Below are 18,006 nucleotides of genomic sequence, written 5' to 3' on the forward strand. Positions count from 1 at the left end.
CTTTATACTAAAAACCTGCTACTGTGAGCTTCTTATCAATCCTACAAACCTGCTAAGATTTTAAGAAAAATAAGAAACATCCCAGTACCAAAATCACAAGAATTGCCAGTGTATCCTTTTGACTCCATCTCAACTGTCTATACTGACTTCTACCCTTTCCTCCCTGATAACCACGCGCTTCCATGGCTATTGCCAATGAATCTGCACGCTTTAAGCTCGTCGCAAAAAGAGGAATTAAAATTGGAATCATAGCCTTTACTTTTTGAACGATGCTACCTTCGCCAAAGTCAACTCCACGAGCTTTTTGAGCATTCATAATTCTCGTCGTGTCATCCATCAAGGTTGGAACAAAACGCAAACTCATTGATAACATCAGACCAATTTCATGAACAGGAACTTTCACGCGTTTCAGCGGTGCTAAAAGAGCTTCAACTGCAGCTGCCAGACTCAAGGGCATGGTCGTTAAGGTTAGCAAGGTTGAAAAGAAAATAATCAGCACAAAACGACAGAAAATGATTCCAGCTTGTTGCAAAGCATAATCCGTTATTTTTATAAAAGAAAACTCAAATAGGACATTTCCACTTGAAATGAAAAAGAGCTGAAAAAGAGTCGTAAAAGCAATCAGAAAGAACATGGATTTTAATCCCTGAACGAAAAATGAGAGAGAAACGCCTGACAAAGCGATAAATATACCTGTCGCTATAAACAGAATGAGATTGGTGAGAGGATTATTGGCCCAAAATACAATCAAAATTAACAGGATCATAGCAAGCAATTTACTACGTGGATCCAAGCGATGAATGATGGAATCCCCCGGTATATAACGCCCTAAAATCATACTATCCATTTAGCGACTCCTTAAACTCCTCTATCTTGATTGGCAGTTTTTTAAAAACTACACCCCTATCTGCCAAACGTTTACAAAAGGCTGTGATTTTAGGCACACCTAACTGAACTTTTTCCATAGAGGCTACATCTTGGAAAACATCACTCGGTTTGCCACTTTTGACTAAACGCCCCTTTTCCATAACATAGACCTGATCAGCATACGTAGCTACGTCATCCATTAAATGTGTTACCAAAACGATTGTCATTCCAGAAAGGTGAAGTTTTTTAAACAGGGTCATTAATTCTTTTCTGCCCAGAGGATCTAGCCCTGCTGTTGGCTCATCCAAAACCAAGACAGTTGGCTCCATGGCTAGCATACCTGCTATAGCCACACGTCTCATCTGGCCACCTGAAAGTTCAAAAGGACTGCGCTCAAAGAGTGACTCATCGATGCCTACCAAGGCTAACTTTTCACGCGCAATTTTCTTGGCCTCTTCCTCAGAAACTCCAAAATTTTGCGGTCCAAATGCAACATCTTTCAGAACAGTCTCTTCGAAAATCTGATTTTCAGCAAATTGAAACACTAGACCAACTTGCTTTCGAATCTGACGAATTTCTTTATTGGTTGATGTAGGGGTAATGACGGTATCGAAAACTCGAACAGAACCCTTACTTGGTACCAATAGGCCATTTAAAAGCTGTAAAATCGTTGATTTCCCACTGCCTGTGTGCCCTACTAAAGCTGTATAGGAACCATCCTCAATCGTCAAAGAAACATCAGTCAAGGCTGATGAAGATAGGGGAGTTCCCTCTTGATAGGTAAAGCTCACATTTTCTAGAGTAATTCCCATAACTTGTCCTCTAGCTCTCCTTCTGTCAAATAGCCATCCGGCAACTGATAACCAGTCTCTCTCAAAGATTCTCTCAATTGATTAGTAAAAGGTTCATCCAACCCTATCTGGTCAAGGTCATCCCGAGAAAAAAGTTCTCTTGGGCTGCTGGTTGACTCCACTTGGCCTTTTTTCATGACCAAGACACGGTCACTCATCGCAACTTCTTCCAAGTCATGTGTAATGGAGACGACTGTCATCTGATGGTCTTTTCGAATCTCTTGAACTGTCTGAATCAGTTCTCTTCGTCCCTCGGGGTCCAACATACTTGTAGCCTCATCTAGAATTAAAATAGCTGGCCTCAGGGCAACAACTCCTGCAATGGCCACACGTTGTTTTTGGCCACCAGATAAACGAGCTGGTTCTCTCTTCTTAAAGTCCAGCATCCCCACCAACTCCAAAGATTCAGTCACTCTCTTCTTCATTTCTTCACGAGGAAGTCCCTGATTTTCTAAACCAAAGGCGACATCATCTTCAACAGTTGCCCCCACAAATTGGTTATCTGGATTTTGAAAAACCATACCAATTTGACGGCGTAAGTCCCAAACGTTCTCAGAGGACAGCAATTGCCCATCTATCCAGATTTCCCCAGACTCTGCTTCAAGCAATCCATCAATCAAACGGATAGTTGTCGATTTTCCACTCCCATTATGACCTACAATCGAAAGCCATTCTCCCCGTTTCACGTGAAACGAGACATTATTAACGTCATAATGTTCCTGGTCTTCCTTGTAACGAAAAGACAGATTTTTTACTTCAATAATCGATTTCATTTCGAACCAAATGTCCCTTTGAATACATGAGCGCTACCCTTGAAATAATCATAGCCAGAGTAGATAGTGAAAAACAAAGCGATATAAAGCAACAGCTGACCAATTAAATTCCAATGTAAGAGCAAAAAGATAATGGCAAACATCTGACTAAAGGTCTTGATTTTCCCTGGCATCGCTGCTGCTAGAACTGTCCCTCCCGTCTCAACAAGCAACAAGCGCAAGCCTGTCACCGCAAGTTCACGAGAGATGATAATAGCAACAACCCAAGCTGGAGCCATACCTAACTCAATCAACATGATAAAAGCTGACATAACCAACAGCTTATCGGCCATCGGATCAGCAAACTTTCCAAAGTTGCTGACTACATTCCATTTACGAGCAAGGTAGCCATCAAGATAATCCGTTATACTAGCAACTGCAAAGATGATCGCTGCTAGCAAATGACTGCCTTGTGAATGACCCAAAGTCAAAATAAGAATAAAGAGAGGTATAAAGAGAATTCTACCAATAGTTAATACATTAGGAATTTGTTCTTTTTTCATTGATTTTTCCTTAATCTGTAGTAAATGTAAGTGTTACAGTTCCAGTCTGAGTTGTCAGCTTCGAAGTATCAATCGTTTGATTGTCCACAGTCACAGTAACTCCCTTCACTACACCTAAAGTAATGGTAACGGGATTCTTAGTTGAAACTGTTGTTTTTGCATTCTTATTGTCTGCGGATAGTGTCACACCACCCTCCAGCTCACTTCCTGAAACACTTACCCAACTAGTTGCATCTGATACTGCCAGTTGAACAGTAGCGATTTCCTTACTCGTTTTATACCGAGCTTCAATGCGGTTTCCTTCGCCTGACACTGTAATAGTTGATTCCGTAGTAGAAGACGAGCTAGACGTCTGACTACTAGAAGATGAACTAGATGAGGTTGTGGAACTAGTTGAGTTCACAACGCTATAATTAGCTGAAGAAGGACTTGGCTGAGTTTGGATGTAGTTCCAAACATAGTAAGTCACAAAAATTAAAATTGACAAAGCAAATAGGACGAAATAAAACAAGGGGAGATAAGACGTTTTTTTCTTATTTGATCGTCTGCGACCAGACAAGTCTTCTTCATCGACATCTACCTCTTCATAAGTAATCATACTACCTGAATCATAGGCATCCAAAACAATTCTTTCATCTAACTCTACTGCCCAGGCATATTTTCTTAAAAAAGAACGAGCATAGAAGGTACTAGGAAGTTGATCAAAATCATCTGCCTCCATAGCTTCTAGAAAGTTCAACTGAATTTCAGTTTTTTCCTGTAATTCTTCCAGACTCAATCCCTGGTTAATTCTAGCTAAACGTAGAACCTCGCCAATTGTTTTTTTTCTCATACGTACCATTCCTTCTTTCTAGTATTAGTCATTTTTTAAGCTGGAAAGATTGTAAAATCAACTAGATCACCATTATTAATCAAACGATGTCCAGCTTCTAGAACATCCTCCAAAGTAATTTCCTGTAGAATTTTCGGAAAATCAAAAATTGTTTCTCCGCGATCCATCGGATCGTATTGGGTTGCGATAAATTCTAAGGAGTTCATGCTACTGAAAAACTCCCCAAACATCTCACTCTTAATAAGATCTAAATGTTCCTCTGTAATATCCGTATCACTACTAAACTGACGAATCGCTTTCCGAAATTGATGCGACAGAGAAACAGGCTCTTTGGTATCCATTGTCAATATCACAAAATGAAAGCGACTATTGACTTCAACCTCAAGTGACAATGACGCATCTAACTTCCCAGACTCATATAACCTTTGAAAACGATCAGAAGTCCAACCAAACATCATCGTAAATAGTAATTTCAATAAAATATTGTAACGATAAGACTCAGCTTCAGTTATTTGCCCATTACCTCTAATCGCAACAGCAAGTTTGGGTGAAGAAACTTCCATTCGAAGACTATCTGTTTGCTTCACAGGCTGTAAGGGTAGTTGCTCTTTTGTAACTGTAAACTGTTCTAGAGTCTTCTTTTCCTTTTTCGAAAAGTATTCCTCAACAACTTCCACATCAATATTTCCAACTAAAAACAGTGACATGTTGACAGGTTTGTAAAAGTCTGTAAAGTTCTCTTTTAAATTTGAAACTTGAATCTCAGCAATTGATTTTTCACTTCCAACAATATCTGTTGCTAAAGGAGTATCAGGATAAAGGTTGGCTAATGTTGCAAAAAACAAACGTGAGTCTGGATCATCTTGGTACATTTCTCGTTCTTGCTGGATAATAGCCTGTTCCCTCAAAACAGACTCTTCTGTAAAATGAACATCTCCGACTAACTCATCTAGCAAATCTAAATTCTCTAATAGATGGTCAATTGTTGAAAAAAGATAGCTGGTCTTAGTAAAGCTTGTAAAGGCATTACTGTCCGCACCTAATCGAGTAAACGCAGCCATTATATCCTCAGAATTTTCTCTTTCAAACAATTTATGTTCAAGAAAATGTGCAATTCCTGCTGGATGATGACGTAAACCTTTGTCCAGGCTTGTATAAGTTGCATCTACAGAACCAAATTGAACCGTTACAATCCCATAAACCTCATTGAAATCTTGTTTAGGGAGTAAAGAAACTGTCAATAAATTTGATAATTGTGCTTTGTAGACTGTTTCCTTTACAGCAGGATAGTATTTTTCTTCAAAAGTAACCTTTGTCATTCTACTCCTTCCATAAAGTAAATCGCTTGTAACTTCAAACCATTGGCAACTTTACATACAGCTTCTTTATCAACATTCTCTAATTTTGCCACCAATCGATCAATGTCAAAGCTTGATTTCCCCAATAGAGCATTCAAATAGACTCTTTCAAATAGGGTCTGTTGATTATCTTGAGCCATCAACAAAGATCGTCGAATCATCTCCTTGGTTTGTTCAAGTTCAAAATCTGTAAAGTTACCCTTTTTCAAATCTAGCAATTGATGATTCATCATTTTTCTAGCCTGATTTCGATTTTCTCTATCAATCCCCGCATACATCCTTAACAGACCACTAAACAAATCCAATTGACTAGAGACTGTGTAGGCTATTCCAGCATTTTCACGAACGTTTGTAAAAAGTTTCGAATGTGCAAATTCACCCAACAAACCATTCATAACAAGCATGGGCAAATGTTCATCATCACCGTATTTTACAGGAGAATGATAGCCTAATTCTAAAATAGATTGTCCTACATTCCTCTGAACCATTCCTTCTCGTAGGACATTTGAATAAGATTGATGGTACTGGATAGTGACGCCATTCTCTCTAGCTGTAAAGGGTAATGACTTCAGCGATTCTGCAATTTCTACTTCATTAAAATCACCTAAGAAAAAGAAATCAATACGATCATTCTTCAGAGTATCTTGAAAGCAAGTGTAGCTACTTTCTGGAGACTCATTTAAAATGCTATTTCGTAAATCACTGTATCTCAATTGAAGACGCTCATCATCGAAGAACAAGCTATCCAACTCCTTATGAGCAAAATAAAATGAATCATCCATATCAGTAGCTAAACTAGCCAATAACTGTTTTCTTTCAATTTCAAACAAGGCTGGCTCAAAAGCACCATCTTGAACTAAGGGGGAAAATAAAGTCTGTTTTACTAATTCCAAAATTCGAGAAGTCAAGACATTCTTTTTACTTAAAAAATCATCCCTCACATAGGTAAACGTTAAGTCAAGAATATGTGCCTGTCCTCTACGATAAGCACTTGTGGAAATATCTGTTCCATATAAACTTGCCAAGTATCTGCGAAATGCTTGTGATGTTGGGTAAACTTGATTTGCCGTCTCCAACATACTTGCACTTAACATGCGTCCTGCTATCGTCTCAAGAGATAAGGGAGCAGTAAAACGAATAGTGATTTTATTTGTTTTAAACTTTTTGGATTGAACAAAATGTGCTGAAATTCCAGGCACTAATTCCATACCTTACCTCCTTACATATAGAGTTCTATTATACCACGAAAATCAAAATTTTTCTTGTTCTCTTTATAGCTTTAAAGAGTAAAACCGTTTTCATTTCAGCTAACTTTCCTTCAGCTATTTCAAGGAAAATATGGTATAATACCAAAGATTGAGGTGAATTATGGAATACAAATTATTTGAAGAATTTATTACGCTCCAAGCCCTCCTAAAAGAGCTTGGAATTATACAAAGCGGTGGTGCTATCAAATCCTTTTTAATAGAGCATCAAGTTTACTTTAATGGTGAATTAGAAAATAGACGTGGGAAGAAAATTCGTGTTGGAGATACGATTGACATTCCTGATTTAAAGCTTGACATCACCTTGACACAACCAAGTTTAAAAGAGCAAGAAGAATATCAAGCAGATAAGATTGAGAAAGAGCGAATTGCTAAACTTGTCAAAGAGATGAATAAAGGTATCAAGAAAGAAAAACAAAAAACTTCTTCATCACCTAAAACCAAACAAGCTCCACGTTTTCCAGGAAGATAACCATGTGGCTCCAACATTTAACAATTAAAACCTTTCGAAACTACAAAGAGGCAAAAATTGATTTCAATCCAAAATTAAATGTCTTTCTAGGTCAAAATGCACAAGGAAAAACCAATATTCTAGAAGCAATCTATTTCTTAGCCTTGACACGTAGTCATCGGACTCGTACAGATAAAAATCTCATTCATTTTGATGACGAGCAACTCCGTCTTTCTGGCTTGCTACAGAAAAAAACAAGCTCTATCCCTCTAGAAATTGATTTAACGCCAAAAGGGCGTGTGACTAAGGTCAATCACTTAAAACAAGCTCGCCTATCAGACTACATCGGACATATGAATGTTGTCCTCTTCGCACCTGAAGATCTCCAGCTAATTAAAGGAGCGCCCTCTGTCCGTCGAAAGTTTATAGACATCGAACTAGGACAAATTAAACCAATCTACTTGTCAGACTTGTCAAACTACAACCATATACTCAAGCAGAGAAATACCTACCTAAAATCCAGCCAGAAGATTGATGAAACATTTTTGTCAGTCTTAGATGATCAGTTAGTAGAGTATGGTTGTCGGGTTATAAAGCATCGGATAAAATTCATTAAAGACTTAGAGAAATTTGGTCAAAAAAAACACTTAGAAATTTCAAATAAATTAGAAGAGCTGTCAATATCTTATCAATCATCTGTCAACTTCACTGATGAAGAACAGCTAACACGTTCTTTTGAAATTGCTTTGGAGAAAAGCAGATCCAGAGACTTATTTAAAAAGAATACTGGAGTTGGCCCTCATCGAGATGATATTTCTTTTTATATCAATGGTATGGATGCTAGTTTTGGAAGCCAAGGTCAACATCGCAGCCTTGTTCTTTCTATCAAACTGGCAGAAATTGAGCTAATGGAAAGTATTACCAATGAGTCTCCAATACTACTGCTTGATGATGTTATGAGCGAACTTGACAATACACGGCAACTAAAATTACTAGAAACCATTTCTCAATCTATCCAAACCTTTATTACAACAACAAGTTTAGACCACTTACAAAACTTGCCAGAAAACCTTAGTATTTTCAATATTCAAAACGGTAAAATTTCTGTAAATCAAAATTGACAACACTGTAAACAAAAAGAACTCCTGAAAATCAGGAGTTCTTTTTTACTACTTACATAGAGTAGTTTGGTGCTTCATTAGTGATTTGTACATCATGAGGATGACTTTCTTTTAGACCAGCCCCAGACATTTCAATAAATTGAGCGTTGTCGTGTAATTCTTTAAGGTTAGCTGCACCACAGTAACCCATACCAGAGCGAATACCACCAATCATTTGGAAGACAATATCAGCTGCTGCGCCTTTATAGGCAACACGTCCTTCAATTCCTTCTGGAACAAGTTTGTTTGCTTCATTGACAGAACCTTGGAAGTAACGGTCACTTGAACCTTTCTTCATTGCAGCGATGGATCCCATACCACGGTAAGTTTTAAACTTACGTCCTTGGAAGATTTCCGTTTCACCTGGTGCTTCGTCTGTTCCAGCGAACATTGATCCAAGCATAACCGCATTTCCACCTGCAGCAAGGGCTTTTACAATATCTCCAGAATACTTGATTCCACCATCAGCAATAATCGTTTTTCCATATTCGCGCGCAACTGCTGCCGCATCATAAATTGCTGTCACTTGTGGGACACCCACACCTGCAATCACACGAGTAGTACAGATAGAACCTGGTCCAATCCCAACTTTGACAACATCCACACCCGCATCATAAAGAGCACGCGCACCTTCTGCAGTTGCAATATTACCAGCAATCAAAGTGCGATCTGGGAAGTGAGCACGAATTTCAGCAATTTTACGTAGAACCCCAGCAGAGTGACCATGTGCAGTATCAATAACAATTGCGTCAGCCCCTGCTTCAAAGAGAGCCTCTGCACGTTCAAATGTATCTGAAGTGACACCCACCGCACCAGCAACTAGAAGACGACCAAATTCATCTTTGGCAGCATTTGGAAACTCAATAACTTTTTCAATATCCTTAATAGTAATCAAGCCAGAAAGACGGCCTTCTTCGTCAACCAAAGGAAGTTTTTCAATACGGTGTTCTTGAAGAATATGTTCAGCTGTTGCAAGATCTGTACCAACAGGGGCAGTGACAAGATTTTCACTGGTCATATGGTTTGAGATTGGTTGATTGTAATCTGAAATAAAGCGAAGATCTCGGTTTGTTAGAATACCAACCAATTTACGATTTTCAAGTGTTTCTACAACTGGAACACCACTGATACGGTAACGTCCCATCAGTTCGTCTGCTTCAGCAATAGTGTGTTCTGGAGTCAAGAAGAATGGATCAATAATAACACCATTTTCAGAACGTTTTACCTTGCGAACTTCATCTGCCTGTTGCGCAATAGACATATTTTTATGGATTACTCCAAGACCACCTGCACGAGCAATAGCAATAGCCATTTGACTTTCTGTGACTGTATCCATTGCGGCTGTTATAATTGGGATATTTAAAGTCAGATTATCTGCCAATTTTGTTGTTAAATCTGCATCATTAGGCAACACATGACTTTCTGCTGGAATGAGCAATACATCATCAAAGGTAAAACCTTTTTTTAAAAATTTAGTATCCCAATTAGACATTGAAGTTTCCTCTTTTCTTTCTTTTTGAGCTTGACTCTTTTTGTATTGTATCTATCATACCATTCTATGAAAATTTGTCAATTATATTTATGGTAGAAATCATAAAAAAACTATCCCTGTGAACCTATGGAAGAGATAGTTTTACGATTCATATTTTATCTATTATTTAAAATAATTTAGTCCCATTGCTTTCTTAACTTCAGATAAAGTTTGCCCCGCAACCTCACGCGCTTTTTCACTACCTTTTTGAAGCATATTATACACTTCCCCCATATCCTTAGCAAATTCAATACGGCGCTCACGAATAGGGCCAAGTTCGCGTTCTAATATTTCAAGTAGATAACGTTTCGTCTTCACATCACCAAGACCACCACGTTGATAATGTTCTTTCATATCCGCAATTTCTTGAGCATCTTCTGGACGACCAAACACATCTAGGTAATGGAAAACCATATTCCCTTCAATCTTACCTGGATCCTCAACCCGAATATGGTCTGGATCAGTATACATACTCATGACTTTTTTACGCAAAGTATCCGCATCATCTGCTAGATAAATACCATTATTAAGGGATTTAGACATTTTAGAATTTCCATCTAAACCAGGCAAACGTCCTGCTCTCTCATTTTCTGGATAAATACCTTCCGGTTCCACCAAGACCTCACAATTATAAGCATGATTAAAGGAACGAACAATCTCACGAGTTTGCTCAATCATTGGTTTCTGATCTGTTCCAACAGGAACATAATTGGCCTTGAAGGCAGTAATATCTGCTGCTTGCGCAATCGGATAAACCAAAAATCCTGTCGGAATACTTTCTCCAAAACCTTTTTGAGCAATCTCTGTTTTTACTGTCGGATTCCGTTCCAAACGAGCTAGTGACACCAAATTCATATAGTACATAGATAGTTCAGCCAACTCTGGTATCTGACTTTGAATAAAGATAGTTGATTTACTTGGATCCAATCCAACTGCTAAGTAATCTAAGGCAACATTCCCAATCGATTCTACAATCGTTTGAGGGTCTTTGGCGTGATCTGTCAATGCTTGTTGGTCCGCCAAAAAAACAAACATGTCATACTTGTCTTCTTCTTGCAGTAATACTCTATTTTTAAGACTCCCAACATAATGTCCAATATGCAGTTTTCCTGTTGGGCGATCTCCTGTTAAAATAATGGGTTTCGTCATTTTTTTCTCCTTCGAAATGGTCTCTTCAATTATAGCATTTTTTTGTTAAAATAACAGAAAATTATTTAAATCAAACAACTAACTCGTTGTAAATAAACCTGTAAACTTAATTGACATAAAATTGACAAACAAAAATTTGAATATTTCTCTCTTTTCTAGTAGAATAAATGTATTACATATTATAGGAGAAAAACATTGCTTACAGTATCTGATGTTTCACTACGTTTTAGTGATCGCAAACTTTTTGATGATGTCAATATCAAATTTACAGAAGGAAATACATACGGATTAATTGGTGCTAATGGTGCTGGGAAGTCTACATTCTTAAAAATCTTAGCTGGTGATATTGAGCCAACAACTGGTCACATCTCTCTTGGTCCAGATGAACGTCTCTCTGTTCTCCGTCAAAATCATTTTGACTATGAAGATGAGCGAGTTATTGATGTCGTCATTATGGGAAATGAAAAACTTTACACCATCATGAAAGAAAAAGACGCCATTTATATGAAGGAAGATTTTTCAGATGAAGATGGTGTTCGTGCAGCCGAACTTGAAGGAGAATTTGCCGAGCTTGGAGGTTGGGAAGCAGAAAGTGAAGCATCCCAATTACTTCAAAACCTAAACATTCCAGAAGAATTGCACTATCAAAACATGAGCGAATTGGCCAATGGTGAAAAAGTGAAGGTTCTCCTTGCTAAAGCACTTTTTGGTAAACCAGATGTTCTTCTCTTGGACGAGCCGACCAACGGGTTGGACATCCAATCTATTACTTGGCTAGAAGACTTCTTGATTGACTTTGATAACACCGTTATCGTAGTATCCCACGACCGTCACTTCTTAAACAAAGTATGTACACACATGGCCGACCTTGACTTTGGAAAAATCAAACTCTATGTCGGAAACTATGACTTCTGGAAGGAATCTTCTGAACTCGCTGCTAAATTGCTAGCAGACCGTAATGCCAAGGCAGAAGAAAAAATTAAGCAATTGCAAGAATTCGTTGCTCGCTTCTCTGCCAACGCTTCTAAGTCAAGACAAGCAACGTCTCGTAAAAAAATGCTTGACAAGATTGAATTAGAAGAGATTGTTCCTTCTAGTCGTAAATACCCATTTATCAACTTTAAAGCAGAACGTGAGATTGGTAATGATCTCTTGACAGTAGAAAATTTAACTGTAAAGATTGATGGCGAAACTATCCTAGACAATATTAGTTTCATCTTGCGTCCAGGTGATAAAACAGCTCTTATTGGACAAAACGACATCCAAACAACTGCATTAATTCGTGCAATTATGGGTGACATCGACTATGAAGGAACTGTCAATTGGGGAGTTACTACTAGCCGTTCTTACTTGCCAAAAGACAACTCGGCTGATTTTGCAGGAGGAGAGTCAATCCTTGACTGGTTGCGTCAATTTGCAAGTAAAGAAGAAGATGACAATACCTTCCTACGTGGTTTCCTTGGTCGTATGCTCTTCTCTGGTGATGAGGTTAACAAACCTGTAAACGTCTTGTCAGGGGGAGAAAAAGTACGTGTCATGCTTTCAAAACTCATGCTCTTGAAATCAAATGTCCTTGTACTTGATGATCCAACAAATCACTTGGACTTGGAATCTATCTCAAGCTTGAACGATGGATTGAAAAACTTTAAAGAATCAATCATCTTTGCCAGTCATGACCACGAGTTTATCCAAACTTTGGCAAACCATATCATTGTTTTGTCTAAGAATGGCGTCATTGATCGTATTGATGAAACCTACGATGAATTCCTAGAAAATGCAGAAGTACAAGCAAAAGTTAAAGAACTTTGGAAAGATTAAATAAGACTTCAAAACTCAGTTGGGGTAACCAACTGAGTTTTCTATCATTCTACGAGGTAACATGAAATCATTTTTTAAAACATATTGGACCTATTTTGTTTCTTTCATCATTCCTTTAGTAATTATGACTGGAGTATACCTAACTCAAGGTATCTACTGGAACAGCGATGCATCTCCACTATTAGGAGACGGTTTCCATCAATACGTTATTTTTGATGTAGCTTTACGAAATATTCTGCATGGAAATGGCAGTTTGTTTTACACCTTTACAAGTGGCCTCGGACTGAATTTCTATGCTCTATCTAGTTATTACTTGGGTAGTTTTCTCTCACCTCTGGTTTACTTTTTTAATCTGTCGAATATGCCAGATGCTGTTTATCTGACCACTCTATTAAAATTTGGATTGATTGGTCTGTCAACCTTCTTTAGTCTAAATAGATTATTTAAAGATATCCCAAAATTTTTAAAACTTGCCTTATCTACTTCCTATGCTTTAATGAGCTTCACTATCAGTCAGTTAGAGATTAAAACTTGGCTAGATGTTTTTATCTTGATTCCTTTAATTATAACTGGTTTACACCTACTTATAACACAAAAGAAGCGCCTACTATACTTTACAAGTTTGTCAATCTTATTTATTCAAAATTATTATTTTGGGTATATGACAGCATTGTTTCTTATTTTCTGGTATCTCTGCCAAATTTCTTGGGACTTTAAAACTCGAAAATCATCTTTTCTTGATTTTGTTGTTACCTCCTTTTTAGCTGGAATGGCTAGTTTGATTATGACTCTTCCTACACTGTTTGATTTACAAACTCATGGGGAGAAGTTAACTGCCATCACAAAATTAAAAACAGATAGTAGCTGGTATCTGGATATTTTCGCAAAACAATTCATTGGATCTTTTGATACAACTAAGTATGGATCTATACCAATGATTTTTGTTGGATTGCTTCCTTTTATTTTGACCATTCTATTTTTCACAATAAAATCCATAAGGTTTCACGTGAAACTTACCTATGCAATTTTTTTCACTTTTTTAATAACAAGCTTTTATATAGAGGCCCTCGATTTATTTTGGCAAGGGATGCATACCCCAAATATGTTTTTACATCGCTATGCTTGGATCTTTTCTACTCTGTTAATTTATACTGCAGCAGAAGTCTTAAATCGCCTGAAAGAACTGAAACTCTGGAATCTATTTGTCTCACTTTTTCTTGTACTAACAGGATTTTTGGCTACTGTCTATTTTAAATCACACTATTCTTTTTTAACTGATTTGAATATCCTACTCACTCTTGAATTTCTACTGGTTTATGCTCTTTTACTTCTTGCAGTCATTAAAAAATTTATCTCTGTAAATCTATTTGCAATTCTTTTGTCTTTATTTATAACAGCTGAGATAAGCTTAAATGCTTCATCTCAAATGGAAGGAATAGCTAAAGAATGGGCCTTTGCTTCTCGTAGCGCCTATAATAGAGATATCACCGCTATGGAATCCATTCTAAACCAAATTGACAATCCATTTACACGTACTGAAAAACTGCAAATTCAGACTGGGAATGACAGTATGAAATTTAACTACAATGGAATCTCTCAATTTTCGTCTGTACGAAATCGTTCAGCTAGCACTAGTTTGGATAAACTGGGATTCAAATCCTCTGGAACCAACCTCAATCTCCGTTATGCTAATAACAGTCTTTTAGCAGACAGTTTATTTGGAATCCAGTACAATATTTCTGAAACTTCACTTGATAAGTATGGCTTTCAAGAGATTTATCAAAAGGATCATTTAACCTTATATAAAAATCAACTCTCTTTACCCATTGCCTTTGCCACTCAATCTATTTACACAGATGTAAACTTTAACAATCACACTCTAGATAATCAGGCTTTATTTATAAACCAGCTTGCTAATCTCAACTTAGATTACTTCTCCCAAATAGCATATGATAAAACAGATAATTCAGATGGTTTAACGAGCATCACAGGTTCTGCTAATGAAGATGCAAAGATTGATTATCAAATTGAGGTTCCTCAGAATAGCCAAGTCTATCTCTCTTTTTCAAATCTTCATTTTACAAACGATAAACAAAAGAAAGTTGACATCATTGTCAATGGAGAAAAGAAGACTTTTACAACTGACAATGCATTTAATTTCTTTAATTTGGGTTATACTGAAGAACAAAAAACTTTCAATATCAGTGTTAGTTTCCCTGGAAATTCTCAGGTGTCATTTGAATCTCCGACCTTCTATCGTTTAGATACTCAGGCTCTTACTGAGGCAATTCAAAAGATTAAAGAACAACCTGTTGAAGTATCCACCTCTAAAAATAAAGTCTTTGCTACATATGAAGTAAAACAAGATACCTCTATTTTCTTCACTATTCCTTATGACAAAGGTTGGTCTGCATACCAGGATGGGAAAAAACTTGAAATCAAGCAGGCTCAAACTGGTTTTATGAAAGTTGATGTTCCAAAGGGAAAAGGCACCATTACACTTTCCTTTATCCCCAATGGTTTTGTTATTGGAGCAGCCTGCTCACTAACTGCCCTTCTTCTTTTTGGGATCTATAATCACAGACGAAATTTATCTAAGACAGAAAAAGATTGACCAATTTCTTGGCCAATCTTTTTAATCTTCTTCCATTTTCTTAGGTTGATAAGCTAGCATACCTAAAGCAGTAAAGAAAGCTAGAGTTATAATAAGGAAAATAACTTGATGATGAATATTTCCTGTCATAGAGATTGTTTGTCGTAAGCCTGATACAGAATAACTCATTGGTAACCAAGGATTGACACCTTTGAAGAAATCATTTGTCAAAGCAAGGGGATAGGTCCCTGCACTTGATGCTAATTGTAATAAAAGTAAAATAAGAGAGAAGAAAGCTCCTATACGGCTATTCCAAGTTGTTAAAGCTGTCACCATAGACATGAAAGCTAAACTTGTGATTACAATTAGAATCAAGGTCCTCATCTCATGGTTCGCAGTCAATCCAATAAGATGGACACCTCCATAAACTAAAACACCTGCTAAGACAGCTATAATCCCATTTATTTCAGAGCGAGACTTCAACCAAGCCCAACGACTCTCTGGATGACGTCCAGAAGGTAACTTAGCAAAAATCATATTGGTAGATATAGCAGCAACAAAAAGAGCAACTGATATCATATAAGGAGCCATGGCAATCCCATTTACAGGAACTTGGTCGTTATCTGTTTTTGAAAGAACTAGAGGTTCAGATAATGTTTCTGCATTTTTAGATTCTGTTGAAGCTGATTTAAGTTGAGTATTTGCATTGCCTAATCCTTGTCCTAATGAATCAACTCCTGTCTGTAAATCTTCAAGACTAGAGGTTAAGGTTGTTCCACCATCTGCTAGTTTTCCAGCACCATCTGCAATCTTCATAGCGCCACTTCCTAGTTGAGATGCTGCAGAAAGTAACTGTGTTGATTTATCTGTTAATTGACCAGAGCCAAATTGTAATGTAGTAATACCTGCTATCAGCTCTGGGTTCTTATTATTCAATTGTGCAGAACCTGTTGACAAGCTTTCTATACCTGATACTAATTCTGGAGCTTTTCCAGCTAACGCATCTACTCCAGCTGTCAAGGTTGATGTATTTTCTGTCAACTTACTTGATCCAGAAACTAATTGATCTAGACTAGTTGTTAAACTTGCATTCTTTTCACTTAGTTGATTAGCACCTATAGAAATAGTATCCAGTCCTTTAGTATAGTTTACAACTCCTTTTTCAATTGACTGACTTCCAGGAACTAACTGATTATCTACAGAAGTTTGTAATGTTGCAAATCCATTTGACAAGGTTGTCAAGGAGCTAGATGCTGCAGGTAAGAGTTGATTTGCTTTCGTCTGCACATCAGATAGGTTAGTTACTTGTTGTTCTGAATTCTCTATACTTTCTTTTAATCCCCCTACTGTCGTTAAAATTGTTTTTGCTGACTCAATAGTAGAATTAGAATTTTTAGAAATAGCTTCTGTCAGTTCTTTCTTTTGTTCCTCTGTAAGAGATTGATAAGTAGCTGTTGATTGAAGGCTAGCAATAGTTTTCTCTTGTTCTGTCTGACTTTTGGTCACAATATCCTGAGCAAGAGTTGTTAGATTTGGCAAAGCTTCTGACAATGTACTTTTCAGTTGAGTATTATCTGATATTGTAAGAGCTTGTAGTGTTTTATTTAGTTCTCCTAATCTTTTTGCCATTTGCGCTATTTCTTCACTTTGTTGAGATGAGGACTCTAATTGGCTTGAAATTTCTTTAATACCAGTATTTAATTGCTCCATTCCATCTCTTAGTGTATCTGATTGATTGGATAATTGACTTGTTCCGTTAGAAAGTTCTTTCACACTACTTATATAAGCATTTACACCAACTGAAAATTGATTGAGACCTGTATCCAGTTGTGAAACGCCACCTGTATAAGACTTTATACCTGTATTTAGCTGATTTACACCTGTCACCAACTCAGGAGTTTTTGAAGCTAATTGACCAAGTCCAGTGTCAACTTGTGAGACAGCATTTGTATAACTTTGTAAACCACTATTAAAAGTTCCTAAACCAATATGTAATTGCTCTATAGCAGACACATAGCTAGATAAGCCTTTTGTAAATTGATCCGCTCCATTTGAAAAAGTTACACTTGAGTTAGCTAGAGTATTAAGATTTGTTGTCAACGTTTGACTTCCCGTCACCAACTGATTGGCTCCATTAGCCAATTGTTCACTTCCCTCAGCTGCTTTATTTATTCCAGACTTCAAATCATTCATTTTTTGAAATAAAGCCTTAGTGTACGTTTCAGTAACATTAGTAGAGACGGTTTGTTTTAATTGTGTCATTGCAGAATCACTCATCTTACTTGCAATAAAGCTATGCCCACTTGACGTCTGATAATCAATTTGCATCTGTTCAGGATGATTCGTTAGGATAGAAGTAGCTTTTTCAGATAAGTCACTTGGTAAAGTTACTACCATGTAGTAGTCACCATCTTCTAGCCCTTTTTCCCCTTCCTCTTCATTAACAAAGTGAAAATCTAAAGCCTTATTTTCTTTTAAATTAGACACCATGTCTTCACCAATTGTCATTGTCTGTCCATTATAAGAAGCTTCCTTATCTTTATTGACAACTGCCACAGGTAACTCCGATACTTGACCATATGGATCCCACATGGATGATAAAAATATAATGTTGTATAAAGCTGGAATGAGAGAAATCCCTATCATTACAATGATAAAGGTCGGTTTTTTAAATATTGCTTTCCATTCTTTAAACATGTTTCCTCCTTTTTTACACATATTGTCTAAAATTTTGATATAATAGATTATACATCAAAAAATCCAAATTACAAGATAAAAAACTACTTTTTTAGACACATAGTCTATTTTTGTATACG

The 18,006-nt window shown here is 37.0% G+C and carries 14 protein-coding genes; 4 read left to right on the forward strand and 10 right to left on the reverse strand.

Features of this window, described 5'->3' with window-relative positions; all coding sequences use genetic code 11:
* Window positions 1-52 precede the first annotated feature (52 nt).
* From NML69_RS08715 to NML69_RS08745, 7 genes are read right to left on the reverse strand one after another with little or no spacing between them, the layout of a single operon-like run.
* A complete protein-coding gene (locus tag NML69_RS08715; RefSeq protein ID WP_061452229.1) occupies window positions 53-847 on the reverse strand; it encodes an energy-coupling factor transporter transmembrane protein EcfT in 795 nt (264 codons plus the stop codon).
* A complete protein-coding gene (locus tag NML69_RS08720; protein WP_254726386.1) occupies window positions 840-1,679 on the reverse strand; it encodes an energy-coupling factor transporter ATPase in 840 nt (279 codons plus the stop codon). Before NML69_RS08720 ends, NML69_RS08715 begins: the two co-directional genes overlap by 8 nt.
* Window positions 1,664-2,491 (reverse strand): energy-coupling factor ABC transporter ATP-binding protein, encoded by an 828-nt coding sequence (locus NML69_RS08725; protein ID WP_254726388.1) that lies wholly within the window; start codon window positions 2,489-2,491, stop codon window positions 1,664-1,666. Before NML69_RS08725 ends, NML69_RS08720 begins: the two co-directional genes overlap by 16 nt.
* The gene (pgsA, locus tag NML69_RS08730; RefSeq protein WP_254726390.1) at window positions 2,488-3,033 is read right to left on the reverse strand and encodes a CDP-diacylglycerol--glycerol-3-phosphate 3-phosphatidyltransferase; all 546 of its coding nucleotides are present in this window, start codon (window positions 3,031-3,033) and stop codon (window positions 2,488-2,490) included. Before pgsA ends, NML69_RS08725 begins: the two co-directional genes overlap by 4 nt.
* Before the next feature lie 10 nt (window positions 3,034-3,043).
* A complete protein-coding gene (gene rodZ, locus NML69_RS08735; RefSeq protein WP_254726392.1) occupies window positions 3,044-3,865 on the reverse strand; it encodes a cytoskeleton protein RodZ in 822 nt (273 codons plus the stop codon).
* Window positions 3,866-3,900: 35 nt separating this feature from the next.
* Window positions 3,901-5,184, reverse strand: coding sequence for a pitrilysin family protein (locus NML69_RS08740; protein ID WP_254726394.1), 1,284 nt, complete (start codon window positions 5,182-5,184; stop codon window positions 3,901-3,903).
* Complete coding sequence (locus tag NML69_RS08745; RefSeq protein ID WP_254726396.1) at window positions 5,181-6,431, reverse strand: pitrilysin family protein; 1,251 nt, start codon at window positions 6,429-6,431, stop codon at window positions 5,181-5,183. The genes NML69_RS08740 and NML69_RS08745 overlap by 4 nt, the downstream gene beginning before the upstream one ends.
* Before the next feature lie 160 nt (window positions 6,432-6,591).
* Here NML69_RS08745 and yaaA point away from each other — a divergent pair, with 160 nt between their 5' ends.
* Window positions 6,592-6,960, forward strand: coding sequence for a S4 domain-containing protein YaaA (yaaA, locus tag NML69_RS08750; RefSeq protein WP_198459036.1), 369 nt, complete (start codon window positions 6,592-6,594; stop codon window positions 6,958-6,960).
* A 2-nt stretch (window positions 6,961-6,962) separates the two neighbouring features.
* Window positions 6,963-8,060, forward strand: coding sequence for a DNA replication/repair protein RecF (gene recF, locus NML69_RS08755; RefSeq protein WP_254726397.1), 1,098 nt, complete (start codon window positions 6,963-6,965; stop codon window positions 8,058-8,060).
* A gap of 52 nt (window positions 8,061-8,112) precedes the next feature.
* On the opposite strand, the gene guaB is transcribed toward recF, so the two are convergent.
* Both guaB and trpS read right to left on the reverse strand, forming a co-directional pair.
* Window positions 8,113-9,591 (reverse strand): IMP dehydrogenase, encoded by a 1,479-nt coding sequence (gene guaB, locus NML69_RS08760; RefSeq protein ID WP_125412861.1) that lies wholly within the window; start codon window positions 9,589-9,591, stop codon window positions 8,113-8,115.
* A 162-nt stretch (window positions 9,592-9,753) separates the two neighbouring features.
* On the reverse strand, window positions 9,754-10,779 hold the full coding sequence (gene trpS, locus NML69_RS08765; protein ID WP_254726398.1) for a tryptophan--tRNA ligase: 1,026 nt from the start codon (window positions 10,777-10,779) through the stop codon (window positions 9,754-9,756).
* A gap of 195 nt (window positions 10,780-10,974) precedes the next feature.
* On the opposite strand from trpS, the gene NML69_RS08770 reads away from it, so the two are divergent.
* Entirely contained in the window at window positions 10,975-12,597 is a 1,623-nt protein-coding gene (locus NML69_RS08770) for an ATP-binding cassette domain-containing protein (RefSeq protein WP_254726400.1), read from the forward strand.
* A gap of 61 nt (window positions 12,598-12,658) precedes the next feature.
* Window positions 12,659-15,211, forward strand: a complete 2,553-nt coding sequence (locus NML69_RS08775) for a YfhO family protein (RefSeq protein WP_254726402.1) — start codon at window positions 12,659-12,661, stop codon at window positions 15,209-15,211.
* A gap of 21 nt (window positions 15,212-15,232) precedes the next feature.
* On the opposite strand, the gene NML69_RS08780 is transcribed toward NML69_RS08775, so the two are convergent.
* A complete protein-coding gene (locus NML69_RS08780) occupies window positions 15,233-17,887 on the reverse strand; it encodes a YhgE/Pip domain-containing protein (RefSeq protein ID WP_254726404.1) in 2,655 nt (884 codons plus the stop codon).
* Window positions 17,888-18,006 lie beyond the last annotated feature (119 nt).

It is taken from the genome of Streptococcus sp. CF8-6 (assembly GCF_024295845.1).
In the GTDB taxonomy this organism is placed as follows: Bacteria; Bacillota; Bacilli; order Lactobacillales; family Streptococcaceae; genus Streptococcus; species Streptococcus oralis_BO.

What these genes read in the sequence shown, in the direction of transcription:
- NML69_RS08715 (WP_061452229.1), bottom strand. Translation starts at nt 847, where the DNA reads ATGGATAGTATGATTTTAGGGCGTTATATACCGGGGGATTCCATCATT.
- NML69_RS08720 (WP_254726386.1), bottom strand. Translation starts at nt 1,679, where the DNA reads ATGGGAATTACTCTAGAAAATGTGAGCTTTACCTATCAAGAGGGAACT.
- NML69_RS08725 (WP_254726388.1), bottom strand. Translation starts at nt 2,491, where the DNA reads ATGAAATCGATTATTGAAGTAAAAAATCTGTCTTTTCGTTACAAGGAA.
- pgsA (WP_254726390.1), bottom strand. Translation starts at nt 3,033, where the DNA reads ATGAAAAAAGAACAAATTCCTAATGTATTAACTATTGGTAGAATTCTC.
- rodZ (WP_254726392.1), bottom strand. Translation starts at nt 3,865, where the DNA reads ATGAGAAAAAAAACAATTGGCGAGGTTCTACGTTTAGCTAGAATTAAC.
- NML69_RS08740 (WP_254726394.1), bottom strand. Translation starts at nt 5,184, where the DNA reads ATGACAAAGGTTACTTTTGAAGAAAAATACTATCCTGCTGTAAAGGAA.
- NML69_RS08745 (WP_254726396.1), bottom strand. Translation starts at nt 6,431, where the DNA reads ATGGAATTAGTGCCTGGAATTTCAGCACATTTTGTTCAATCCAAAAAG.
- yaaA (WP_198459036.1), top strand. Translation starts at nt 6,592, where the DNA reads ATGGAATACAAATTATTTGAAGAATTTATTACGCTCCAAGCCCTCCTA.
- recF (WP_254726397.1), top strand. Translation starts at nt 6,963, where the DNA reads ATGTGGCTCCAACATTTAACAATTAAAACCTTTCGAAACTACAAAGAG.
- guaB (WP_125412861.1), bottom strand. Translation starts at nt 9,591, where the DNA reads ATGTCTAATTGGGATACTAAATTTTTAAAAAAAGGTTTTACCTTTGAT.
- trpS (WP_254726398.1), bottom strand. Translation starts at nt 10,779, where the DNA reads ATGACGAAACCCATTATTTTAACAGGAGATCGCCCAACAGGAAAACTG.
- NML69_RS08775 (WP_254726402.1), top strand. Translation starts at nt 12,659, where the DNA reads ATGAAATCATTTTTTAAAACATATTGGACCTATTTTGTTTCTTTCATC.
- NML69_RS08780 (WP_254726404.1), bottom strand. Translation starts at nt 17,887, where the DNA reads ATGTTTAAAGAATGGAAAGCAATATTTAAAAAACCGACCTTTATCATT.